The 22,501-nt window shown below is 41.9% G+C and carries 24 protein-coding genes; all 24 read right to left on the bottom strand.

The features are described from left to right. Window positions 1–5: 5 nt before the first annotated feature. The gene (locus ACFGVS_RS25055) at window positions 6–551 is read right to left on the bottom strand and encodes an inorganic diphosphatase (protein WP_274209777.1); all 546 of its coding nucleotides are present in this window, start codon (window positions 549–551) and stop codon (window positions 6–8) included. A gap of 21 nt (window positions 552–572) precedes the next feature. After that, a complete protein-coding gene (locus ACFGVS_RS25050) occupies window positions 573–1,220 on the bottom strand; it encodes a DedA family protein (protein ID WP_274209778.1) in 648 nt (215 codons plus the stop codon). Window positions 1,221–1,275: 55 nt separating this feature from the next. Further along, window positions 1,276–2,658: an NADH-quinone oxidoreductase subunit N gene (locus ACFGVS_RS25045; protein ID WP_439696017.1), complete on the bottom strand. Its 1,383-nt coding sequence runs from the start codon at window positions 2,656–2,658 to the stop codon at window positions 1,276–1,278. A 55-nt stretch (window positions 2,659–2,713) separates the two neighbouring features. After that, window positions 2,714–4,189, bottom strand: a complete 1,476-nt coding sequence (locus ACFGVS_RS25040) for a complex I subunit 4 family protein (protein WP_274209780.1) — start codon at window positions 4,187–4,189, stop codon at window positions 2,714–2,716. A gap of 22 nt (window positions 4,190–4,211) precedes the next feature. After that, on the bottom strand, window positions 4,212–6,122 hold the full coding sequence (gene nuoL, locus ACFGVS_RS25035) for an NADH-quinone oxidoreductase subunit L (protein WP_439696016.1): 1,911 nt from the start codon (window positions 6,120–6,122) through the stop codon (window positions 4,212–4,214). Window positions 6,123–6,318: 196 nt separating this feature from the next. Further along, complete coding sequence (gene nuoK, locus ACFGVS_RS25030; RefSeq protein WP_090651799.1) at window positions 6,319–6,648, bottom strand: NADH-quinone oxidoreductase subunit NuoK; 330 nt, start codon at window positions 6,646–6,648, stop codon at window positions 6,319–6,321. Further along, complete coding sequence (locus ACFGVS_RS25025) at window positions 6,648–7,145, bottom strand: NADH-quinone oxidoreductase subunit J family protein (protein ID WP_090651869.1); 498 nt, start codon at window positions 7,143–7,145, stop codon at window positions 6,648–6,650. Before ACFGVS_RS25025 ends, nuoK begins: the two co-directional genes overlap by 1 nt. Before the next feature lie 60 nt (window positions 7,146–7,205). Further along, window positions 7,206–7,703, bottom strand: coding sequence for a NuoI/complex I 23 kDa subunit family protein (locus ACFGVS_RS25020; protein WP_090651798.1), 498 nt, complete (start codon window positions 7,701–7,703; stop codon window positions 7,206–7,208). Window positions 7,704–7,707: 4 nt separating this feature from the next. Then, window positions 7,708–8,748 carry an NADH-quinone oxidoreductase subunit NuoH gene (nuoH, locus tag ACFGVS_RS25015; protein ID WP_439696015.1) on the bottom strand — a complete coding sequence of 347 codons (1,041 nt, stop codon included), beginning with the start codon at window positions 8,746–8,748 and terminating at the stop codon, window positions 7,708–7,710. After that, on the bottom strand, window positions 8,748–9,737 hold the full coding sequence (locus ACFGVS_RS25010; protein WP_439699265.1) for a 2Fe-2S iron-sulfur cluster-binding protein: 990 nt from the start codon (window positions 9,735–9,737) through the stop codon (window positions 8,748–8,750). Before ACFGVS_RS25010 ends, nuoH begins: the two co-directional genes overlap by 1 nt. Before the next feature lie 191 nt (window positions 9,738–9,928). Then, complete coding sequence (gene nuoF, locus ACFGVS_RS25005) at window positions 9,929–11,290, bottom strand: NADH-quinone oxidoreductase subunit NuoF (protein ID WP_439696014.1); 1,362 nt, start codon at window positions 11,288–11,290, stop codon at window positions 9,929–9,931. A gap of 4 nt (window positions 11,291–11,294) precedes the next feature. Continuing rightward, on the bottom strand, window positions 11,295–11,819 hold the full coding sequence (locus ACFGVS_RS25000; RefSeq protein WP_090651794.1) for an NADH-quinone oxidoreductase subunit NuoE family protein: 525 nt from the start codon (window positions 11,817–11,819) through the stop codon (window positions 11,295–11,297). Continuing rightward, window positions 11,812–13,023, bottom strand: a complete 1,212-nt coding sequence (locus tag ACFGVS_RS24995) for an NADH-quinone oxidoreductase subunit D (RefSeq protein ID WP_439696013.1) — start codon at window positions 13,021–13,023, stop codon at window positions 11,812–11,814. Before ACFGVS_RS24995 ends, ACFGVS_RS25000 begins: the two co-directional genes overlap by 8 nt. A gap of 63 nt (window positions 13,024–13,086) precedes the next feature. Next, on the bottom strand, window positions 13,087–13,590 hold the full coding sequence (locus tag ACFGVS_RS24990) for an NADH-quinone oxidoreductase subunit C (protein ID WP_439696012.1): 504 nt from the start codon (window positions 13,588–13,590) through the stop codon (window positions 13,087–13,089). Between the two features lie 2 nt (window positions 13,591–13,592). Then, window positions 13,593–14,135 (bottom strand): NADH-quinone oxidoreductase subunit B, encoded by a 543-nt coding sequence (locus ACFGVS_RS24985; RefSeq protein WP_090651791.1) that lies wholly within the window; start codon window positions 14,133–14,135, stop codon window positions 13,593–13,595. Between the two features lie 120 nt (window positions 14,136–14,255). Next, a complete protein-coding gene (locus ACFGVS_RS24980) occupies window positions 14,256–14,627 on the bottom strand; it encodes an NADH-quinone oxidoreductase subunit A (protein ID WP_090651790.1) in 372 nt (123 codons plus the stop codon). A 261-nt stretch (window positions 14,628–14,888) separates the two neighbouring features. After that, the gene (locus ACFGVS_RS24975; RefSeq protein ID WP_439696011.1) at window positions 14,889–16,580 is read right to left on the bottom strand and encodes a tetratricopeptide repeat protein; all 1,692 of its coding nucleotides are present in this window, start codon (window positions 16,578–16,580) and stop codon (window positions 14,889–14,891) included. A 16-nt stretch (window positions 16,581–16,596) separates the two neighbouring features. After that, complete coding sequence (locus tag ACFGVS_RS24970) at window positions 16,597–17,520, bottom strand: PstS family phosphate ABC transporter substrate-binding protein (protein WP_274209789.1); 924 nt, start codon at window positions 17,518–17,520, stop codon at window positions 16,597–16,599. Window positions 17,521–17,744: 224 nt separating this feature from the next. Then, window positions 17,745–18,575, bottom strand: coding sequence for an energy transducer TonB (locus ACFGVS_RS24965; RefSeq protein WP_090651786.1), 831 nt, complete (start codon window positions 18,573–18,575; stop codon window positions 17,745–17,747). 39 nt (window positions 18,576–18,614) lie between these two features. Continuing rightward, window positions 18,615–19,160: an ExbD/TolR family protein gene (locus tag ACFGVS_RS24960; RefSeq protein WP_090651785.1), complete on the bottom strand. Its 546-nt coding sequence runs from the start codon at window positions 19,158–19,160 to the stop codon at window positions 18,615–18,617. Window positions 19,161–19,166: 6 nt separating this feature from the next. Next, window positions 19,167–19,790, bottom strand: coding sequence for an ExbD/TolR family protein (locus tag ACFGVS_RS24955; RefSeq protein WP_090651784.1), 624 nt, complete (start codon window positions 19,788–19,790; stop codon window positions 19,167–19,169). An 84-nt stretch (window positions 19,791–19,874) separates the two neighbouring features. Continuing rightward, entirely contained in the window at window positions 19,875–20,711 is an 837-nt protein-coding gene (locus tag ACFGVS_RS24950) for a MotA/TolQ/ExbB proton channel family protein (protein WP_090651783.1), read from the bottom strand. Window positions 20,712–21,107: 396 nt separating this feature from the next. Then, the gene (locus ACFGVS_RS24945) at window positions 21,108–21,443 is read right to left on the bottom strand and encodes a translation initiation factor (RefSeq protein WP_090651782.1); all 336 of its coding nucleotides are present in this window, start codon (window positions 21,441–21,443) and stop codon (window positions 21,108–21,110) included. Window positions 21,444–21,448: 5 nt separating this feature from the next. Continuing rightward, a complete protein-coding gene (locus ACFGVS_RS24940; protein WP_090651781.1) occupies window positions 21,449–22,336 on the bottom strand; it encodes a diacylglycerol/lipid kinase family protein in 888 nt (295 codons plus the stop codon). Window positions 22,337–22,501 lie beyond the last annotated feature (165 nt).

The raw sequence follows: 22,501 nt of genomic DNA, 5'->3' as shown, positions 1-22,501 counted from the left end.
AATATTTATTGGGTTACCGGAAAAGTAGACTTATACAATTCCAAACTCTCATTTATTACTTTATGCGCATAACGCACACCTAATAAATGCTCGATAGTTACGTTTTTGCCTTCCAGTTTTTTGTAATCTTTAAAAAAACGTACAATCTCAGTCATGGCGTGTGGCGGCAATTCATTCAGGTCGTTAATATAGTTAACCGACATATCGTTTTTTGCAACAGCGATAATTTTATCGTCCTGCTCGCCATTATCAACCATGTGCATTACCCCTACTACCTTTGCCTCAATTATTGACATAGGAAACACATCGATTGAACAGAGCACCAATATATCCAACGGGTCTTTATCATCACAATAGGTTTGCGGTATAAAGCCGTAATTAGCAGGATACATCACTGATGAAAACAAAACGCGATCTAATTTTAATAAACCAGAATCCTTATCAATTTCATATTTGGCTTTTGAGCCTTTAGGTATTTCGATTATAGCATTAACAATTTCGGGAATGTTATCGCCAGGAGAAACCTGGTGCCATGGATGTTGTGTACTCATTTGGTATTTGTAGTATATTTATTATCTAATATTCTGTTCTTTATTCTCTGCAATTTTCTTCCGTACGTACGCAACAACAAGGGGTATGGTAGTAATTACTATAAGCCCTAAAACTACATACTGCATGTAATCCTTCAGCTGCGGGAACCGTTTTCCTAAAAAAAAACCGCCCAAGGTAAAGGTGCACACCCATGCTACGCAACCAACAAGGTTGTATAAAGCAAACTTTTTAAGATCAACTTTAACAACACCTGCAAATATAGGGGCAAATGTCCTAACGATAGGGAAAAATCTGCCCAAAATCAAAGCCATACCGCCGTATTTGTTATAAAAGTCGCTGGCCAGTATCACATATCGCTTCTTAAAAAACAGCGAGTCGTTTCTATTGAACAATACAGGCCCCGTTCGATGACCAAACCAATATCCCGTAAAATTTCCTAATATGCCTGCTGCAATGAGCGATAACACCAATGTAGATATATTTACGTCAACCTTGCCTGCAGAACACAACAAGCCTGCCATAAATAGCAAATAGTCTCCTGGTAAAAAAAAACCAAAAAACAACCCGGTTTCAGCAAAAACAACAATAAGCAGGAAATAAAAACCTCCCCTACTTATGATGGATTGAGCGTCCGTTAAATTTTGAAGGTAATCCCAAAAACTTTCCATTCACTATATCTGTAAAACTACAAATATTATATCAATTTGCAGTACCCAGTTACTATTAAATGAAATAGGAAATAAAATCAGGGTAAACACCGATGACGATAGTTGCCAATGCCGAAATAGCAAAAACAATTTTATAGTAAGCCGGCACTACCAGCTCGGCCCTATCTGCCGCCCTGAAGTACATAGCCACAATAACCCTGAAGTAGTAGAAAATACTGATGATTGCGTTTACAACAGCTACTATAACCAGCCAAAACTGGTATTTAGCAAGTGCACCGGTAAACATATAAAACTTGCCCATAAAACCTGCAGTAAGCGGGATACCGGCCAACGAAAGCATGGCAACAGTAAGTACTAATGCCAGAAAAGGGTTCTTTTTTGCAAGGCCATTAAAACTCTCAAAATTATCGCTGCCGCTTTGTTGCTGTACCAAAATAAGGGCACCAAATGCTACAATGGATGCAACAGAATAGGCAGTTGCATAAATAAATACCGAATTAGCCGAACTTGCGCCTAAAGCAACAATTGCAAAAAGCAGGTAACCAGCATGCGAGATACTTGAAAAAGCAAGCATCCTTTTAAAGGATTGCTGATATAATGCAGTAATGTTGCCTATAAATAATGTTGCTACAGTGATAACCAGTAAAATTGGTGTCCAGAAATCAGACAGCGGCGCGAAGCATACCGAAAACAAACGCAGGAATGCAGCAAAGCCTGCAGTTTTTACTACTGTAGACATGAAAGCGGTTATAAGGGTTGGCGAGCCTTCGTATACATCCGGTGTCCAAAAATGGAACGGAGCAGCGCCCACTTTAAAGGAAAGGCCCACGATGATAAGCCCTATGCCTGTATAAAACATAGGATCGGCGTGTGGATGCGCGACAACCCAATCATTAATAACCTCGAGGCTAAAAGAGCCTGTTGTGCCGTAAAGCAAAGTAATACCAAACAATAAGAAACCTGTTGAGAACGCCCCCATCAGAAAATATTTTAAAGCAGCTTCGTTTGATGCAAAATCGCTCTTCTTGATGCCCGCCAGGATGTATAAACTTACCGACATGATTTCAATACCAATAAACATCATGGTTAGGTTGTAGTAAGAAACCATTACAATAATCCCTGTCAATGAAAATAGGATAATAGCGTAATACTCGGCAACGTGGTTACTTATCTTCTCAAAATATTCCGCTGATAAGAGCAGGATTAAAATAGTTGTTATTATAGCTATTGATGAAAATACAACAGAAAAATTATTGAACATCATCATACCATGAAAAGTAGGAATTGTGGTATCGGGCCTTTTGTATTCGCCCACAGCGCAAGCCAGCGCAGCAAGCAAACCAACAATGGTAACAGGTAATAATGCCTTTGAAGCCTTGTACAAGCCAAGGTACAGCAACACTATTGGTAAAACAGATATGATGATTAAAGTAGTCATGTTTTTAATAAATTCTAAAAGCCAAATTCTAAACTCTAAATGCGCGCAGCCAGCATTAAAAGGCTGGTTTTGTATTCAAAGTATTTATCAAATTAGTAACAGCCGCCTCAGATATGTGCAAAATAGGTTGCGGATAAATACCTATGCCAATTATTAATATGCAGATAATACCAAGCACCAATTGCTCAGATCCGCTGATGTCTTTAAAATTACTGGTCAACTCATTGGCTTCGCCCTGCATTACATTTTTGTACATGCGCAGCATATAAACCGCACCTAAAATAATGGTTGTACCGGCAATAACAGCCAAAGCAATATTCATGTAATGGAATGCGCTATACTGAAACACCCCATCTAACAGTAAAAACTCGCCTACAAAACCATTGGTTAACGGCAAGCCTACAGTACCCAATACAATAATTAAAAACGCTATGGAAAATTTAGGTGCTACTTTAGCAATACCACCAAGATTTCCTATCTCGCGGGTGTTTAAACGGGTGCTGATGATATCCCAGATAAAAAACATACCAACAACGTTTATACCGTGATTAAGCATCTGCACCATCGCTCCTTGTACACCCTGCTGGCTCCATGAAAATATCCCTGCGGCAATTAAGCCAACGTGGGCAATAGACGAGTAAGCCACCAAACGCTTGCCATCAGTTTGCTTAAAAGCGATAATTGATGCATAAACAATACCTATTACTGCTAACGAAGTGATAATGGCCTGCCAGTGGTCAAGACCTGCAGGTGCATTTGGGATCATCCAGCGAATAGCGCCATATACACCCATCTTAAGCATAATACCTGATAGCATCATGGTACCGCCGGTTGGGGCTTCTGTATAAGTATCGGGCTGCCAGGTATGGAAGGGGAATACAGGCATCTTAATGGCAAATGCCAAAAAGAACGCCAAAAACACCCATGATTGCTGCTGAGTGCCTAATTTTAAAGTGTAAAAGGCATGTATATCAAACGTTTTCGTTGGTGATTGCAAGTACAGGTAGATGATGGCCACCAACATAAACAACGAACCTGCAAACGTGTAGATAAAGAACTTAAGCGTAATGCGGATACGATTTTCGCCACCCCAAAGGGCGCATATAAAGTAAATTGGAATTAATGCAGCCTCCCATCCTACGTAAAACAAAAAGCCATCCATCGCAGTAAACACCAACAACAAGCCAGCCTGCATAAACAAAATCAAGCCGTAAAAAGCACCCGCGTTTTTGTACTCATGCTTAAATGTACTTAATATGATAAGCGGAACAAGCAATACCGTAAGTAACACTACAATCATGCTAATCCCATCAATACCCGCTTTAAAATAAATGCCTAACCTTGGTATCCATGGGGCATCTATAACAAACTGCGAAGTTGCATCGGGTACAAACTTGCTTAAAAACAAGCCCGCTACTGCCAGCTCGGCTATTGCAAAAAATAAGGCGGCATATTTAGCTGTGTTGCCTTTTAAAAAGGCTACTATAACTGCAGCAATTACCGGTAAAAAAATTAATATACTAACGGTCATTTTATGTTTTAAACGCTATCGTTTATACTTTAGTTAATCCAAATACGGTATACAGCAGCACGCCTATAATACCCAGTACCATTACAAATATGTAAAAACCTACATTACCGGTTTGCAGTAAACGCAAGCCTTTGCTGGTTTCAATTGTACCTTTACCAATCCCGTTCACCAGGCCGTCGATACCCATTTTATCTACTACATTGTAGAAGAAGGTCGACAGAAAATCCAGGGGTTTGCGGATAAGAAAATCATACAGTTCATCAACATAAAATTTATGGTATGATAAGCTGGTTAGTGCCGGGCGCTCTTCGGTATCAGCCACCGGTACGCGGCCGTTTTTAACATATTTAACATAAGCATAAATTAATGCTGCAAATGCTAACGCTACCGAAATTATCATCAATGCTTTTTCTGTACCTGTAGATAATTCATGCATTGGCAACGCGGCAGTTGATGCTTTAAATACAGGCGCGAGGTACTGCCCTAACTCATGGTGGCCGCCTAATACTTCGGGCACACCTATTAAACCACCCACCATGGATAATATAGCCAATACAATCAAAGGAATAGTCATGGTAGCCGGCGACTCATGCAAATGATGTTCCTGCTCATGCGTTCCGCGGAATTTACCCCAGAAGGTAAGGTACATCATCCGGAACATATAGAAAGATGTTAGCATCGCTGTAAACACACCAATTACATAAAATGTAGTGCTATGTTCGTAGGCGTGGGCTAAAATTTCGTCTTTTGAAAAGAAACCCGAGAATGGCGGGATACCAGATATCGCTATGGTACCTATCATCATAGTCCAAAAGGTGATCTTTATCTTACCTCTCAGTCCCCCCATCTTGCGCATATCCTGTTCGCCGCCCATTGCGTGAATAACAGAACCCGCACCAAGGAATAACAAAGCTTTAAAAAAAGCATGGGTTAACACGTGGAAGAAAGAACCAGTGTAAGCGCCAACACCCAGGCCCAAAAACATATACCCCAACTGCGACACAGTTGAATAAGCCAGTACCTTTTTAATATCAGTTTGTGTAAGGGCAATTAGCGCGGCAAACAAGGCCGTAGCTAAACCTACTATCGCAACCGCTTCCATAGCAAATGGCGATAGTGTATAAATAATGTTTGAGCGGGCAATCATATAAATACCGGCGGTAACCATTGTTGCAGCGTGTATTAATGCCGAAACCGGTGTAGGGCCGGCCATAGCATCCGGTAACCAGGTAAACAACGGTAACTGTGCCGATTTACCCATTGCACCCACAAACAGCAGTAGAGCAATAGCTGTAAGCGGTGCAGCACCAACTTTCATTGCCGCTACTTTAGGGAAAAGAGTTGCAAATTCAACAGTGCCAAAAGCGTAGATAATAAGGAATACGCCCATTAAAAAGCCAAGATCGCCAATACGGTTCATGATAAAAGCCTTCTTGGCGGCATCCGCATAGCTTGGGTTGGTATACCAGAAGCCTATCAGCAGGTATGAGCATAAACCAACACCCTCCCAGCCTATAAACATGATAATGTAATTTGAGCCCATCACCAGTAAAAGCATGAAAAATACAAACAGGTTCAGGTAAGAGAAAAACTTACCGAAACCTTTATCATCATGCATATAGCCAATAGAATACAAGTGGATCAGGAAACCTACACCTGTAATTATAAGCAACATTATAGAACTCAATTGATCTACAAGAAACGCGAAAGGCACTTTTACGGGACCCGCGTTAATCCAATCGAAATAGTTAACGTTAATTACCCCGGTTGCTTTTACCTGGAAGAAAACAGCAATGCTTAAGGCAAACGATGCCAATACCAGCGCACTGCCAATAAAGCCTATTACGCCTTTTGATAATGAATTACGGCCAAGTCCGTTAATAATAAAACCGGCTAACGGTAATATGGGAATAAGCCAGATATATTGATTCATGTTTTGAGTTATACGTTTTACGTACTACGTTATACGTTTTTAATTTATTTATTCGTCTGTCGCCAGATTAAAACTCTCTCCCAATGCAAATCCGGTTTGCCTATCGGCGATTGCTTCGTACCTCGCAATGACAGTATGTTTTATATTTGTTATAATTCTAAAATCCGAAATCGAAATTCCGAAATCTAAAATCACCTTACCACTTCAGTCTGTTCAGCACGTTAATATCTATCGAATTTGTGTTTCTATAGATCATCACGATGATAGCAAGGCCCACAGCTACTTCGGCAGCAGCCAGCGCCATAATAAAGAATACGAAAACCTGGCCGGTAGCATCGCCCCTGTAAACAGAAAATGCAGTTAGCAACAGGTTTACCGAGTTCAGCATCAACTCAACCGACATAAAAATCACGATGGCATTACGGCGGATTAATACTCCCATTACGCCAATCGAAAAAATAATGGCACTTAACAATATGTAATGATTAAGCGGCACCGCGTGCATGGTATTTGTTAAACTTTCCATTATGTAGTTTTAGGGTCTTTTGTAGCCAGCAAAACAGCGCCTACCATTGCCGATAACAGCAATACAGACGATACTTCAAATGGCAGTAAAAATTCGTTAAACAATACTTTACCCAGGTTTTTCACCAACCCAAGGTCGGGGTTTTGCAGTACCACCGGGTTTGATGTGGCAACCAGTTTTAATGACGATGCAATTGCAACAGCAAGAATGCCACCGCCAAATACACCGGCTATTTTGATCATAAACGGTTTAACCGGCTCGCTTTCCTTATTCAGGTTAATGAGCATCAGGGTATACAGGAACAATACCAGGATAGCGCCCATGTACACTATGAAATTTACAATAGCCAAAAACTGGGCATTCAGTAAAATATAGTGAATGGTGAACGTAAAAAAGGTAAGTATAAGATAAAGGATACTATGTACCGGATTTTTGGCCGAGATTACCAATATCGAAAAGAATATGGACAAAAACGCGATGAAGTAAAATGTACTCATGTTTATATTTACAAAATACCTTTGCCCTGCTTTAAGGTTGGGCAAAGGTATAAAACTTCTTTATTGATTTAAGGGTGCCTCTACTAATTTGTCTTTACCGTAAATAAAATCCTTCCTTAAATAGTCGGCAGGCACAATATCTCCGTCAAGGTAAATGGCCTCTTTAGGGCAGGCCTCTTCGCATAAGCCGCAAAAAATGCAACGCAGCATATTTATTTCGTAAACAGCGGCGTATTTTTCCTCCCGGTACAGGTGCTCTTCGCCTTTTTGGCGCTCGGCGGCTGTCATGGTAATAGCTTCAGCAGGGCATGATAAAGCGCACAAACCACATGCGGTGCAACGTTCTTTACCATCCTCATCGCGCTTAAGCGAATGCATGCCGCGGAAGTTTTCAGAAAACTCACGCTTCTCTTCAGGATAGCTGATGGTTACCGGCTTCCTGAAAAAGTGCTTCATCGTAGTGGCCAAACCGCCAACAATGGCCGGCAGGTAAGCACGCTCCAGAAAATTGAGCGGCTTTACTTCCAATACTTTTTTCTTATTGCTTAATGATTCCATTTAATTAAAATCCAAGGTGTTTAAGTGCTGTACTCACCACACCGGTAAGCACTATGTTGGCAATAGCCAATGGTATCAATATCTTCCAGCCCAAATCCATCAGTTGATCATAACGGAAACGCGGAATTGTCCAGCGTACCCACATGAAGAAGAAGATGAACAGGAATATTTTTGCAAAAAGCACAACTGTGCCAATCAGCGGGCCAATTGCAGGGCCTACATGTGCTGTAACCCAATCCATACCCGGGTAGTTATAACCGCCCCAGTAAAGGGTAGCCATCACTGCCGATGAGATGAACATGTTGATATACTCTGCAAACAAATAGAAACCTAATTTCATTGATGAGTACTCCGTATGGTAACCACCTACAAGCTCGGTTTCGCACTCGGGTAAGTCAAACGGTGTGCGATTAGTTTCCGCAAACGCGCATACGATGAATATCAAAAAGCCTAATGGCTGACGCAATATATTCCAGTTCCAGCCGTGTTGCTGCTCGGCAATCTCTTTCAAACTTAAAGTACCGGTAAGCATCAATAGGGCAATGATGGATAAGCCCATCGAAATTTCGTAGCTGATATTTTGTGATGCCGCACGGATAGCGCCTAACAAGGAGTATTTATTATTCGAAGCCCAGCCGCCAATCATTACGCCATAAACGCCCAATGATACCACGCCGAAGATATATAATACACCAACGTTAATATCGGTAACCTGCAAATCGACAATATGACCGCCAATAACCATTTTTTGCCCCCATGGAATAACTGCCGAGCCTATACAGGCCGTTAATATAGCCAAACAAGGGCCTACAATGAACAGGAACGAGGTAGCATTTGTGGGGATGATCTCCTCTTTCAAAAACATCTTGCCACCATCGGCAAGCGGCTGTAAAATCCCCCACGGACCGGCACGGTTAGGGCCTATCCTATCCTGGAAAAACGCCGCTATTTTACGCTCGGCATAGGTTGAGTACATGGCCACAACCAAACTGATCAGGAAAATAACAACGATCAGTACAATCCTAAATATTAAATCGGTTCCCATTATAAGCGTGTATCCCTTTCAAATTGTTCTTTATTGGCTTCCAGTAATACCGGGTTTGTTTTTACAACCGGCAGCGGCGTAAACTCGTAATGATTTGAGCTGATAACCGATTTGTGCGATATTTTACGCGGGCCTTCAATTACCCAATCAGCCGTTTTCTTTTTATCAAAGCGGCAGGTATTGCAGATAAATTCCTCTACCTCGCCATAAACATCTTTACGGCCGGTTACCCTGATTACATCCTCGCCCTTATACCATAAAGTTACTTTACCACAGCATTTATCGCAATCGCGGTGTGCATCAACCGGTTTGGTAAACCATACCCGGTTTTTAAATCGGAAAGTTTTATCAGTTAACGCGCCTACCGGGCAAACATCAATTACGTTGCCCGAGAAATCGTTATCAACAGCTTTGCTGATGTAAGTAGATATCTCAGAATGATCGCCCCGGTTCAGGATACCGTGTAAACGGGTATTGGTGATTTGGTCGGCAGTGAAAACACAACGGTAGCAAAGGATGCAGCGCGTCATGTGCAGCTGAATTTTATCGCCGATATCAATTTTTTCAAAAGTACGGCGGTCAAATTCGTAGCGGGTTTTAGCCGCGCCGTGCTCAAAGCCTAAATCCTGCAGGTGACATTCGCCGGCCTGGTCGCAAACAGGGCAATCCAGCGGGTGATTGATCAATAACATTTCAACCACACCTTTGCGGGCCTCAATAACTTCGGGCGATGTAATATTTTGCACTTCCATGCCATCCATAACACCGGTACGGCATGATGCTACCAGTTTAGGCATAGGGCGAGGGTCTTTTTCAGATCCTTTGGTCACCTTAACCAAACAGGTACGGCATTTACCACCGCTGCCTTCCAGTTTGGAGTAATAGCACATAGCAGGCGGAACAATGTCGCCACCTATCTGCCTCGCGGCATTAAGTATGCTTGTTCCTGGTTCTACTTCAACGGGTATTCCGTCAATCGTTACTTTCATCGACATTTATATATATAACGTCCTCGTATAAACTCTAAATCCTATTATCTAAACTCCAAAGTTTAGAAGCATTTTATTTTCCGATATGTCATTGCGAGCGTAGCGTGGCAATCTCGTCGTATGCATAGTCGTCGCCCTTTCTATGAGATTGCTTCGTTCCTCGCAATGACATAGTGGGGCGGTGTATTATGTTATGCCAAAACCTCTGGTTTCGGTAATGGATCTGCGTAGTGTGCCAAACCGAAATTACGGGTCACTGCTTCTGCTCCATTAGTTACATGCCATTCAAACTCATCCCTGAAGTGGCGGATAGCACTGGCTACCGGCCATGCTGCCGCGTCACCAAGCGGGCAAATGGTATTTCCTTCAATCTTTTTAGATACATCAACCAGCAGGTCCATATCGCTCATTTTACCATGGCCATGCTCTAAACGGTGCAATACTTTTTCCATCCATCCGGTACCTTCACGGCATGGCGAACATTGCCCGCAACTTTCGTGGTGATAAAAACGGGTGAAGTTCCAGGTATTGCGTACTATACATTGGTCTTCATCATAAGCTATAAAACCACCCGAACCCATCATGGTACCACTTACAAATCCACCATCAGCTAATGATTCATAGCTCATCAGGCGTGGTTCGTTATTAATGGTCTTCATGAACAGGTTAGCCGGCAAAATCGGTACAGATGAACCGCCTGCTACCACGGCTTTTAAGCGTTTGCCGTTGGCGATGCCACCGCAATATTCGTCGGAGTATAAAAATTCCTCAACAGGCAGGCCAAGGTCAATTTCGTAAACACCTGGTTTTTTCACGTTACCGCCAGCCGAGATCAGCTTGGTGCCTGTGCTTCTGCCAATACCTATTTTTGCATACTCGTCGCCACCTTCGTTGATAATAGGCACTACGGCGGCAATTGATTCCACATTGTTTACCACTGTTGGGCAGCCATACAAGCCAGCAATAGCCGGGAATGGTGGTTTAATACGCGGGTTACCGCGCTTACCTTCCAATGATTCTAACAGGGCGGTTTCCTCTCCGCAGATGTATGCACCACCGCCCGGTTGTACATACAGCTCCAGGTCGTAGCCCGATCCTAATATATTTTTTCCTAAAAATCCTTTTGCCTTTGCTTCCGCGATGGCCCTTTCCAGGATGCGGATCTGCGGCATCATTTCGCCACGAACGTAGATATATGACGTTTTGGCACCCAGCGCAAAGCTGGCAACAATCATCCCCTCAATTAATAAGTGAGGGATGTAAGTCATCAAATAGCGGTCTTTAAAAGTACCAGGCTCCGATTCATCGGCATTACAAACCAGGTAACGTTCTACCCCTTCGGGTTTAGCCAAAAAGCTCCATTTCATGCCGGTTGGGAAACCCGCACCACCACGACCGCGTAAGCCTGATTTTTTTACCTCTTCCACAATCGCCTCAGGCGTCATGGTTTTTAAAGCTTTCTCTACAGATGCATAACCACCCTTTTGGCGGTACACATCAAATGTATTGATGCCGGGTACGTTTATATGTTCTAAAAGTAATTTGCGTCCCATTGCTTTAATTTTTTGCTTTTGCCCTTAAATCACTAACCAGTTTATCAACCGATTGGTTAGTTAAATTTTCGTAAAAAGTATATTCGGGGCCTATTTGTAAAACAGGGCCGTAGCCACACGCTGCAAGGCACTCTACACCTCTCCAGCTAAATAAGCCATCGGCAGTAACTTCGCCTTCGGGTACACCAAGTGTTTGCTCAATATGATCCATGATCTTATCGGCACCAACTACACCACATGGGCCTGTACGGCACACTTCCAATACGTATTTACCGCTTGGCTTAAGCAGGTACATGGTATAAAATGTAGCTACTTCGTAAACCTCTATCGGCAATATATCCAAATAGGCTGCTACCTTATCCATAGCCTGCGGGCTTACCCAGCCAAACTCGGCCTGTACATAGTGCAGGATAGGCAACAATGCCGATTTTTGTTTACCTGCAGGATAGCGGGTAACCACATCAGCAAATTTATTCAGCAGTTCCGGGCTAAACTCAACCGAAACCTGAGTATCTTCAACTCTAAGCATCTAACTCTCCGGCTATAACGTTTAAACTACTCATATTAATAATCGCATCTGATAATAACATCCCACGGCTCATTGGCGCGTACATCTGGTAATTGATAAAGCTTGGCCTGCGGAAATGCAAACGGTATGGGCTACGCCCACCATCATTCACCAAATAAAAACCTAACTCGCCATTAGCGCCCTCAACCGAATGATAAACCTCGGTGTTAGGGGTTGGTATCTCGCCCATCACAATTTTAAAGTGATAGATCAAGGCTTCCATGTTATTATAAACTTCTTCTTTTGGAGGCAGGTAAAACTCCGGCACATCGGCGTGAAAAACATCCGATGGCTCTTTGTCCAGTTTGGTTAAGGCCTGGTCAATCAGGCGCAAACTTTGCCACATCTCTTCGTTGCGTACCAAAAAGCGGCTGTAAACATCGCCATTGGTTCCTACCGGTACTTCAAAATCAAAATCTTCGTATGACGAGTATGGGTTCATGGCCCTTACATCGTAATCAACACCGGCAGCGCGCAGTAAAGGGCCTGTCCAACTATAGCTTAAGGCATCTTCGGCGGTAACAGCGGCCACATCTTTTGTCCTATCGACAAAAATGCGGTTACGGTTAAACAGCGATTCAAACTCTTTTAATGTTTTAGGGAAATCAACTAAAAACTTACGCAGTTTGGCGAAAGCGATAGAATTGAAATTACGTTCAAAACCACCAATACGACCGATGTTTGTAGTTAGGCGGCTGCCGCAAACCTCTTCATAAATTTCATAGATAGCCTCGCGGAATTCCATCATATACAGGAACCCGGTAAAAGCGCCGGTATCTACACCCAATACGCCGTTACAAACAATGTGGTCGGCAATACGGGCCAGTTCCATCACAATTACACGCAGATAGTCAACACGCTTTGGTGTGGTGATGCCTAACAGTTTCTCTACCGTCATGTGCCAGCCCATGTTATTGATGGGTGATGAACAGTAGTTAAGCCTGTCGGTTAACGGGGTTATCTGGTAAAAAGGGCGGTGTTCGGCAATTTTCTCAAACGCCCGGTGAATATAGCCTATGGTTGATACGCCGCTCACAATTCTTTCTCCATCCAACTGCAGCACATTTTGAAACACACCGTGGGTAGCAGGGTGGGTTGGGCCGAGGTTTAAGGTTGAAAGCTCGCTTTGCGGATCGTTATCTGTATATACAGGATGGTTTTGCATCAGTATAATTTATATTTCTTTTATATAGTGATGCCGCGTAAGGTTACCCTGTGCGGCATGTATTTATCTTCCAAAAAAGTAATCCTTCTTATCCACACGGTTAGGATCTTCCAGCGGGAATTCTTTCCGCATGGGGAAAGCTGTCATATCGTCAACATTTAAAATACGACGCAAGTCGGGATGACCATCGAAGATCACTCCAAAAAAGTCGTAAGTTTCACGCTCCATCCAGTTAGCACCTTCCCATAGTACAGTGGCAGTCGGGATATGGACATCGCCATCAGCCAAAAACACCTTTATCCTGATACGGGTGTTGGTAGTAAGGCTGTGCAAATGGTAAATAATGCCAATTTGCTTTTCCTGCTCTGGGTAGTGAATGCCGGTAATATCTGTTAAAAATATAAACTTAAGGGCCGGGTCTGTTTTCAGGAAAGTTAACAGGTCAATGATCTGCTCGCGGCTTGTTTCTACCGTCAGCAAACCATAAGGCTCACCCACTAAGGTAACCTGCTCGCCAAATTTCTCGCCGATTCTTTTTAAAAGCTCTTCGTTGGGTATCTGGGCCATTACTATTGAATTCCGTATTTAGCTAATAATTCCTGGTATTTAGGCTCATTTCTTCTGCGCACAGTTTCAGTTTTTACCAGTTCCTGTATGTTCATAAAACCATCAATGATAGCTTCGGGGCGTGGCGGGCATCCTGGTACATAAACATCTACCGGGATAACTTCGTCGATACCCTGTAACACAGAGTAAGTATCAAAAATACCACCGCTTGATGCACAAGCGCCAACAGCCATAACCCAGCGGGGCTCGGCCATTTGCAGGTAAACCTGGCGCAGTACCGGGGCCATTTTTTTGGCTATAGTACCCATAACCATCAGCAAATCTGCCTGGCGTGGCGAAAAGCTTAAACGCTCGGCACCAAAACGCGAAAGATCGTAGTGAGAAGCCATTGTAGCCATAAATTCAATACCGCAGCATGATGTGGCAAAAGGCAATGGCCATAGTGAGTTAGCGCGGGCCAAGCCAACCGCCTTATCAAGCGATGTGGCAAAAAAACCGGAACCTTCAACCCCCATAGGGGCATTAACTATTTGAATATCACTCATTGAATAATGTTAATAGAAAACATTACCTGCCTTAACAGGTAACGAGCGCAAAATTACATAAATAACGATGTAAAAGGTACACTATGCGTAGCTGATGGCTATATTTAGAATTGTTCTAAACTAATCCCAGTCTAAAGCGCCCTTTTTAATAACGTAGATAAAACCTAATAAAAGGGTAGCCATGAAGATGAACATCTCAATCATTCCCTGTTCGCCCATAGCTTTAAAATTAACCGCCCATGGGTACATAAAAATAACTTCCACATCAAACAATACAAACAGGATGGCTACCAGGAAATACTTGATAGAAATAGGCGTACGGGCATTACCCACAACCTCAATACCCGATTCAAAAGGTGTAAGCTTATCTTTTGTTTTACGTTTAGGACCAATTTTATGTGTTACAAACATGGTAGTAACAACAAACCCTAACGCCACCAGCATTTGAAATATAATGGGCAGATAGCTACCCGGTAAACTGTGTGCTTCCATGGTGCAAATATACTAATGGATTGATAATAAAAAAGCCTTATTAGATTCAAGAGTCAAGAATCAAGAGTTAAGGCAAAAAAATATCTTCATATAGTCTGTACACCAGTGAAAATATGAGGCGACGATCAGATAATAACCGCGTCGCCTTTTGATATTAACTCTTACCCCCTCTTGCAACCCGGCGCAAAAAAAGAGTCAAGATAAGGAAAGCATTGCTTTTCCTCGTCTTGACTCTTGATTCTTAACTCTTGGTTCTAAAAACTATTTGCTTTTGCCGGCTCCGCCTGCTTTACGGGCAAAGAAAGCTACCACCTGCTTATTATTGGGGTCGTTGTCCCTTGCTTTGGTGTAGTTATCGGTAGCCTTGGCCAAATCTTTTTCCTTAAATTCGGCGTAAGTACCTAAATAAACATAGGCTTCTGCAAGGTTCTTTTTAGTTTTATCATCTGGTGCTCCTTTAGCAGTTGCAACTTCAATGTATTTCTCATAAAACGGCTTGGCATAGCCTACAATGTTGTTACGGTCTTTATCTTTCAACTCGTTAACACGTGCACGGTAAATGTATGCATCTGAAGTTGTGGGCGCTTTTTGAGTAACATAGCTAAAAGCCGAATCAGCTTTAGCAATTACCGAGTCAGCACCTGGCTTCTTTTCGTCGTAACCGTAGTAATAGCTAATACCTTCGTAAAAATAGTCGGTAAGTTTCACAGCACGGCCACCTTTTACGGTAACTAACTTATAAGCATCACCAGCCTGAAGGTATTTTTTCTGTTGGAATAATGACTTCGCAATTTCTCCATACACATCTGTTTGTGTTGAATCCATTGTTAACGCTTTTTTCAAAGTATTGATACCTACCGAATCTGTACCTGTTTTCATCTGTAAACGCCCCAGGTATAAATAATCGCGGGGAACAATCCTTTTAGGATCCGCTTTTGTCATCCAGGTATTCATAGCTGTTAAACCGGCAGGATAATCTTTGTTTTCATAAGCGGCATAAGCCTGATAGCGATAAGCCCTTAAGTTTGAATTTGCGTTTTTAACCAAATCAGAAGCAACAGGCTGTAATTCGGCGTATTGGCCTGCACTTATCAGGAAGTCGGCATAGCGCATTTGCGATTCTGGTGATTGATCTGTCAGGCTTATATATTTTTTATATTCCTCAACTGCTTGTTTAATTTTTACTGACGCCATTTTAGGGTCAGTTGTTGCCCAACGGTTATCTGTTTCGGCCCACTCGCGGTAAGCCGGACCATAGTTAGGGTCGATGGCTAAAGCATCCTGGAATTGCTTTTCAGAATCCTCAAAGTTATTAGCATACCTCCATAAAACGCCGGTTGCAACTTTAGCAGCAGGGTTTTTAGGGTCGATGGTTGATGCATCAGAATAAGCCTGGTAAGCTTCATTACTTTTTATTTGCGAAGCATAAGCATCACCTAACGTAATCAATAGTTCTACATCCTTAGGGGCAACAACCTTACCTTTTTGCAACACCGCGATTGCAGCGCTTGCATCGTCAACAGATACTTTACCATCTGTAGTTACCGGCAGCAAATAAGCTTTACCCACAAATACATAAGGCTTCGCATTTTTACCTGCAAGGGCTACGGCCTGGTTAAAGTTTGTTGTAGCACCTGCTTTGTCTTTATCCAAACGGGCAACAGCACCTAAACCGGCATAGTTTAAACCAGATTTTGGGTTTACGGCAATACCTTTGTTAAAGGCCGCCTTAGCCGAGTCGGAGTAATCCTGTTTGATGTACACCCAACCCAGGTAAAAGAAATTCTCGTCCTTGTCGGCCTGCGTGGCCGTAAGGTTTTTAAGCATCGATTTGGCTTTCTGATATTGTTCGGCGTCAATAGCTTTTTTGGCGTCGGCTAGACTTTGCGCAAAAACTGATGATGAACCTATTAATACCAGTCCTAATGTTGCCTTAGCTATTTTACTGATCATTTTCATCTTATTTTAATTATTTACTTTTTAAAATTATCTCCCGTGGCGGTATTGAATCGGGGAGCAAACCAGATCTCAATATGATCCGTTGCCCTACATCGCTACCTAAAAAGGTTGCAAAACCAATTGCTAAACCAATCTTACTCGAACTATTAACCAGGTACAATCCCCGGCTTAAAGGATACTGTTTTAAGACAAGCGATTCCTGTGAAGGTTTAAAGTATTGACCGGAATACTCCTTACTGGCCTCATCCTTAACACTAACTATTTTAACATTGTCCACATAAGCGGCAATATCCTTTCCCGGATCGTTCAGCCAGCTAAAACCTGTAATTCCAAGGGCGTCCGGGTGTTCGCTAACGTACTTTATAACTTCTTTATTTGATTTAAGCGCGTAAATGTTTTTCTGCTTAAATTCCTTGTTACCCGAAAACTCCTTCAAATACCTTACCAAACTTGAGTTAGGGTTATCAAAAACAATTGTTTTATTCGGATCACCTTGTCCGTTGAGCATTTTTTTCAAGATGCTTACTGTAATAGTAGTATCATTAGAAGCATGGTTTACAATTAACGCCACGGCGTCAATTGCAAATCGTTGTACCTCAACACTCAAACCACGCTTTATCAGCACATTGCGTTCAACGGTATCCAAATTACGGGCCAATACAGCCATCCGCACGCTATCATTAAGCAACATATTAATGGCCTGGTTTTCTGATCTATACAAAAAAGTAGGGTTAGCATCAGCGTGCCTACTTTTAAATACATATTCTTCCTGCTCAATAATTGGGGCAAATGATTCGTCCGCGGCAAATTGTGCTTTTCCCGAATCAAAAGTGTCGCTTCCTGAGTGAGTAGAACGATTAGGCTCACACGCCTGCAGCAACGCTGCTGCAAGAAACATAAAAAAAGCGCATTTTTTAGTGTACTTATTCATCATACTTATCTTTTTTGAATACCCTTGAGAAACGCAAAATAGCGTAGCCTATTATAAAGGCTCCAAAAAGTTTTCGCTGATATGGCTGTAATTGTAGTGGGAGTGCATCCCAAAACATAATCATCAAGCCTAAAACTATAAAACAAATAAATGCGGCTGTTCCTAAAATAAGCAAAAACCGCCTTTTGGGCGATTTTTGCTCTTTATTGAAATTAATTGACATTATCCTAATTATCGGCAGCTAATGCAAAGCTTACCGGTACGCTATATTGTACACGCACTGGCCTGCCATTCTGAATACCCGGCTTCCATTTCGGCGATGATTTCAACGCGCGAACAGCTTCCGCATCGGTACCAGGACTAAGGCTTCTTGAAACTTTGATATCAGTTAACGAGCCGTCACGTTCCACAACGAAGGTAAGAATTACACGTCCTTGTGTACCGTTTTCACGATCGACAGCAGGATAACGGATAGTTTTACTCAAGTAAGCAATAAATTTATCCTGGCCACCTGGAAACTCCGGTAAATTTTCAACAGATGCGAAGATCTTATTAGGGTCTTCCTCAACAACCTGTTTAATATCCGAGTTACCTACAGGCTCATCAATCCTGATCTCCTGGTTAGGATCGCCTTTCTGATCTTTCTGACCAGGGTCAGCTACCTGAAGTTCCTTCACAGTTGGCGGATCTTTTTCCTTAACCTCATTATCCGGTTTTACAATCGGAGGAGGGAAACGCACCTGGTCAACTTTTGGTTTCGGTGGTTCTGGCGGCGGCGGAGGTGGTTTTTTGGTTTGATCCACCGGTGGTGGCGGTAACAGCACTACGTCTGTTATCTTCACTTTGTCATCAGCTTTCGGGATAAGTCCCCTGATCTTCGCTATAATAGTAGGTGCAGAAACAACAAGCACGAAAAACACAATGGCGTAAATAAGCGCCCTTGATGTATTTTTTGAGTTATCCTTTCTAAGTTCATAAGCCCCGTAAGACTTATTCCTAAGATTAAAAACAACGTCGATCCATTTCTGATCTAATATGTCTAATTTTGATCCAAACATTTTTTGTCAGGCTTTAATAGTAATTAACGTTATTTATTATTATTTGTTATCGTTGTAAATGTTCTCTCTTTTCAGCAACTCTACTTCGGGTGCTGTGATATCAACAATACCATACATTGTTATGTTAGTGATAGCCATCTCATCCAAAACACTTACCATGTTTTTGTATTTTGATTTATCACTTGGTTTTATTACAACAAACATAACCTTACCCGTTTTTGCCTGTACATCTTTGCCTTTTTCAATTAACAACTTACGCAAGCCATCGGGCCGGTAATTGGTAACTTCAGGAGCCGATTTACCAGGTTCGCCCAGGTACCACTCCAGTTTGTCATCGCTACCTAATAAAAGGGTCAATGAACGTGAAGCGGCAATTGGCAACTGATCTTTGGTCTTTTCATCTTTATCAGGCATTGCAAGGTCCATCGCTTTTGATTTGGCCAATGTAGTAGTCATGATAAAGAAGGTGATCAGCAAGAATGCAAGGTCAACCATCGCGGTTAAATCTACACGGGTTGATTGCTTTTTACTTCTAACCTTCCCGCCTTTATGTTTCCCTCCCCCGGAGGTGTCTAATTCTGCCATGATTCTTTATTTTTTTGGGGCAGTACCACCGCCACCAAGATCTGTTATTAAACTAAACTTGTTAACTTTTTGCTTTTGCAAAATACCTACAACATCCTTAATAACCGGGTATTCTTCTTTGCTATCACCTTTAATTGCGATACGCATTTGCGTATTATGCAATGCAACAGTTGCTTTACGGGCTTCACGAATCCAGTTAAATAATTCGTTACTCACAGAATCTCTTGGGATACCTGGTGCAACAAACTTCTTTTGCTGATCTGCAGATAAAGCAATAAACTGCTTTAACTGGCTCATAGGCACGCCTACAGAGGTGATTGTAGAAAACCTGTTTTGCTCCTCAGGGGTGAAAGTAATGTGATAAATATCACCCATTTGAGTTAAAAGCGCCTTGCGAATGTCAGTCCCTTCAACGCCGAAGAATGCTTTCTGAGACCCTACAGATACTGTCCCAAAATCCGACTCAGGCACAGGCTGCTGGATGGAAGATTTCGGAATATCGATTGGAACCGGGTCTTCCGTTTTTGGTTTTGCAGTTAATATAAAGAAAGTTAGCAACAGGAACGCCACGTCGCACATGGCGGTCATGTCGATTGCTGTACTCTTTCTTGGAACTTTTATCCTTGCCATATTAAAATTTTTTAAAAATATATAGTGTATAATGTGTTTTAACGCTGCCGGCGTTAATTACGCAGCAGATGCACTACTATATTTTTATTTGTTTTTATGTGACGAAGCAAATGTTTGCACGATGCTGAAACCAGTTTCGTCGATAGCGTAAGTCAGTTTATCAATTTTTGACGTAAATACGTTGTACATGATAATTGAGATAGCTGAAGTACTGATACCAAATGCAGTGTTGATCAAAGCTTCAGAAATGTGAGCAGATAGTTCAACCTGGTTAGGCACACCTGAAGTTGCTAACGCCGAGAACGCACCAATCATACCCACAACCGTACCTAACAAACCTGTTAATGTACCGATAGATACTAATGTTGCGATGATAGTTAAGTTTTGCTCCAACATAGGCATTTCTAAAGCTGTTGCTTCTTCGATGTCTTTTTGGATGGCTAAAGTTTTTTGGTCAACATCAAGGTTTGGTTCTGCTTCCATTTCGCCATATTTTTTCAATGCCGATTTGATAACGTTTGCTACTGAACCTTTTTGTTTATCGCACTCAGCTGATGCTGCTGCAATGTTACCAGCGTTAAGGGCAGCCTGGATCTTTCTAACAAAAGAATCTACACTACCAGTACCTGATGCTTTACCAATTACCACAAAGCGCTCGATAGAGAAAACAATAACCATTAATAAGAACGACATGATCAAAGGTACGATAACACCGCCTTTGTGAACTGTTCCATAAATGTTTGCAGGGTAACCATTAGCTACATCACCACCTTTAAAGTTGCTTGGATCACCAAGTATAAATACGAAAATACAAATTGCTACTACCAGGCAAATTGGAATAGTTAAAGAAGCAAATATGCTTGATGCACTTGAGCTTTCTTTTTTAACAGGAGTAGTTGGTTTTGTTGGTGCGTTTGCCATTACTTTTAAATTTTTAGTTTTAGTTTTTGTTTATGTTATAAGTTAGTTAAATGTGCTACTTAAATGCGAATAACAAAAATAGAATTTTATTGAAATAAAAAAACCATTTATATTATTCTTTACAATTTTTTAATACCAAATTACATTTTGTGTGCAATTGGATATAAATAACGTAATACCGATAAATTATTGTGTGTTGCCACTACAATTATTTGCAATGAAAACCATTTTTTTTAATATTATCAAGCAATAGTGATAAAATTTATGCTACTATTTCGTTACACACATGTTATGTGCTTTATTTGTTATGGTGCAATCACCGGTTTATAATGATGTTTTAGTGTATAAAATACGCTATGATACTGCTTAATGCATAGGCTATGAAGCACTTATAAACTATCCGCCTGCTTTTTTTACTTTGTATCCGTCGGTTTGTAAGAGTATCAGTATTTTATCCCTGAAATCGCCTTGTATCAGTACTTCGCCATCTTTTACCGAACCGCCTACCCCGCATTTTGTTTTTAATTTTTTGCCAATGGCCTCCAAATCGGCATCTGTACCAATAAAGCCGCTTACCCTGGATACCAGTTTGCTGCCGCCTTTACGGTCGAGATATATTTTGAGGTTTTGTTGTTGCGGAGGCAGCGTTTGCGCGTTGGGCCCGCCATTCTCCTGGTATTCAAAATCGGGATCAGTTGAATAAACCACCCCTGTAAAATTCTTTTTTGCCATGATTATTAATCTTTATAGCCTGCCCCTACAATAACTTTTAATGACTTTGGTTCTATATTAATATGTAAATCTGCCTGCATTACCTGTGGCTCGCCATCCAGATGTATCGCGCCCGGGCCTACTCTTTTAATATGAATGTCCCTCCCCTTTATAATCTCAATATATGTCGACGCCTCAATTGTTTTCAGCATTAATCGCGCGCCAATCTCGGGCAGGCGCCAAGCCGGAAATTTGCTGATAATGCAAACATCCAGCAAACCATCCTGTACCGACGCCCCGGGAGCGATATGCACATCATTGCCCCATTGCGATGAATTGGCTATACTTATTATAAAAGCGTCGCGTTCATGTTTTTTGCCATCAATTTCAATCCAATACTTTTCAGGCCGGTAACTCATGATCTCCTGCATGGTTGATTTGATGTAGGTTAAAAAACCCCGCTTTTTGCCATGCGAAAATACTTCGGCTATATGGGCATCAAACCCCATGCCTGCCATATTAAAAAAAGGCTGGCCGTTCATCAAACCCGAATCGATGGTTTCAACCCTATAACCACCCAACGTTTTTATAGATGCCGCGGTATCCATAGGGATGCCCAAAAAGCGCGCAAGGCCATTACCCGAACCAAATGGCACAATACCCAACGCTGTAGTGCTGCCTACTATGGCCGACGAAATTTCGTTAACGGTACCATCCCCGCCCACAGCAGCTACAATATCAACTTTACCCGCAGCTTCCGCAGCTATTTGTTGTGCATGCGAAACACCATCGGTAAATATTATATGGTAATCAAATACATTTTTGTCAAGATGTTGATCAATCAGCTCCGGCACACGATCCTTCTTTTTGCCCCCTGCTATGGGGTTTATTATAAACAACGCTTTACGTTTCAATTATCTGTATTATTTAAAGTATCAAAAGTAAATGTATTTTCGGCTTTGTAAAATTTGTTTTATTTTTGCCACCCGAAAGTGGACTGATTTAACACCCTTTATCGAAAGGAAAGGATTGCAACCACGTAAAAAAGTGCTAATACCCATGCTTCTTTTTACTACGAT

It is taken from the genome of Mucilaginibacter sediminis (assembly GCF_051903035.1).
Classification (GTDB): domain Bacteria; phylum Bacteroidota; class Bacteroidia; order Sphingobacteriales; family Sphingobacteriaceae; genus Mucilaginibacter.
Note: the sequence above shows the minus strand (reverse complement) of the source record. Positions and strands in the feature narration are given on the sequence as shown.

Excerpts from the sequence above, each read along its gene's own strand:
- ACFGVS_RS25055 (WP_274209777.1), bottom strand. The coding sequence starts at position 551 with ATGAGTACACAACATCCATGGCACCAGGTTTCTCCTGGCGATAACATT.
- ACFGVS_RS24950 (WP_090651783.1), bottom strand. The coding sequence starts at position 20,711 with ATGGCAAACGCACCAACAAAACCAACTACTCCTGTTAAAAAAGAAAGC.
- ACFGVS_RS24975 (WP_439696011.1), bottom strand. The coding sequence starts at position 16,580 with ATGATCAGTAAAATAGCTAAGGCAACATTAGGACTGGTATTAATAGGT.
- nuoH (WP_439696015.1), bottom strand. The coding sequence starts at position 8,748 with ATGGGAACCGATTTAATATTTAGGATTGTACTGATCGTTGTTATTTTC.
- ACFGVS_RS24990 (WP_439696012.1), bottom strand. The coding sequence starts at position 13,590 with ATGGCCCAGATACCCAACGAAGAGCTTTTAAAAAGAATCGGCGAGAAA.
- ACFGVS_RS24955 (WP_090651784.1), bottom strand. The coding sequence starts at position 19,790 with ATGGCAAGGATAAAAGTTCCAAGAAAGAGTACAGCAATCGACATGACC.
- ACFGVS_RS25020 (WP_090651798.1), bottom strand. The coding sequence starts at position 7,703 with ATGGAATCATTAAGCAATAAGAAAAAAGTATTGGAAGTAAAGCCGCTC.
- ACFGVS_RS25045 (WP_439696017.1), bottom strand. The coding sequence starts at position 2,658 with ATGACTACTTTAATCATCATATCTGTTTTACCAATAGTGTTGCTGTAC.
- nuoL (WP_439696016.1), bottom strand. The coding sequence starts at position 6,122 with ATGAATCAATATATCTGGCTTATTCCCATATTACCGTTAGCCGGTTTT.
- ACFGVS_RS24960 (WP_090651785.1), bottom strand. The coding sequence starts at position 19,160 with ATGGCAGAATTAGACACCTCCGGGGGAGGGAAACATAAAGGCGGGAAG.
- nuoF (WP_439696014.1), bottom strand. The coding sequence starts at position 11,290 with ATGGGACGCAAATTACTTTTAGAACATATAAACGTACCCGGCATCAAT.
- ACFGVS_RS25000 (WP_090651794.1), bottom strand. The coding sequence starts at position 11,819 with ATGCTTAGAGTTGAAGATACTCAGGTTTCGGTTGAGTTTAGCCCGGAA.
- ACFGVS_RS24965 (WP_090651786.1), bottom strand. The coding sequence starts at position 18,575 with ATGTTTGGATCAAAATTAGACATATTAGATCAGAAATGGATCGACGTT.
- ACFGVS_RS25025 (WP_090651869.1), bottom strand. The coding sequence starts at position 7,145 with ATGAGTACATTTTACTTCATCGCGTTTTTGTCCATATTCTTTTCGATA.
- ACFGVS_RS24985 (WP_090651791.1), bottom strand. The coding sequence starts at position 14,135 with ATGAGTGATATTCAAATAGTTAATGCCCCTATGGGGGTTGAAGGTTCC.
- ACFGVS_RS24980 (WP_090651790.1), bottom strand. The coding sequence starts at position 14,627 with ATGGAAGCACACAGTTTACCGGGTAGCTATCTGCCCATTATATTTCAA.
- ACFGVS_RS25010 (WP_439699265.1), bottom strand. The coding sequence starts at position 9,737 with ATGAAAGTAACGATTGACGGAATACCCGTTGAAGTAGAACCAGGAACA.
- ACFGVS_RS24995 (WP_439696013.1), bottom strand. The coding sequence starts at position 13,023 with ATGCAAAACCATCCTGTATATACAGATAACGATCCGCAAAGCGAGCTT.
- ACFGVS_RS25040 (WP_274209780.1), bottom strand. The coding sequence starts at position 4,189 with ATGACCGTTAGTATATTAATTTTTTTACCGGTAATTGCTGCAGTTATA.
- ACFGVS_RS24970 (WP_274209789.1), bottom strand. The coding sequence starts at position 17,520 with ATGATGAATAAGTACACTAAAAAATGCGCTTTTTTTATGTTTCTTGCA.
- ACFGVS_RS25050 (WP_274209778.1), bottom strand. The coding sequence starts at position 1,220 with ATGGAAAGTTTTTGGGATTACCTTCAAAATTTAACGGACGCTCAATCC.
- ACFGVS_RS24945 (WP_090651782.1), bottom strand. The coding sequence starts at position 21,443 with ATGGCAAAAAAGAATTTTACAGGGGTGGTTTATTCAACTGATCCCGAT.
- nuoK (WP_090651799.1), bottom strand. The coding sequence starts at position 6,648 with ATGGAAAGTTTAACAAATACCATGCACGCGGTGCCGCTTAATCATTAC.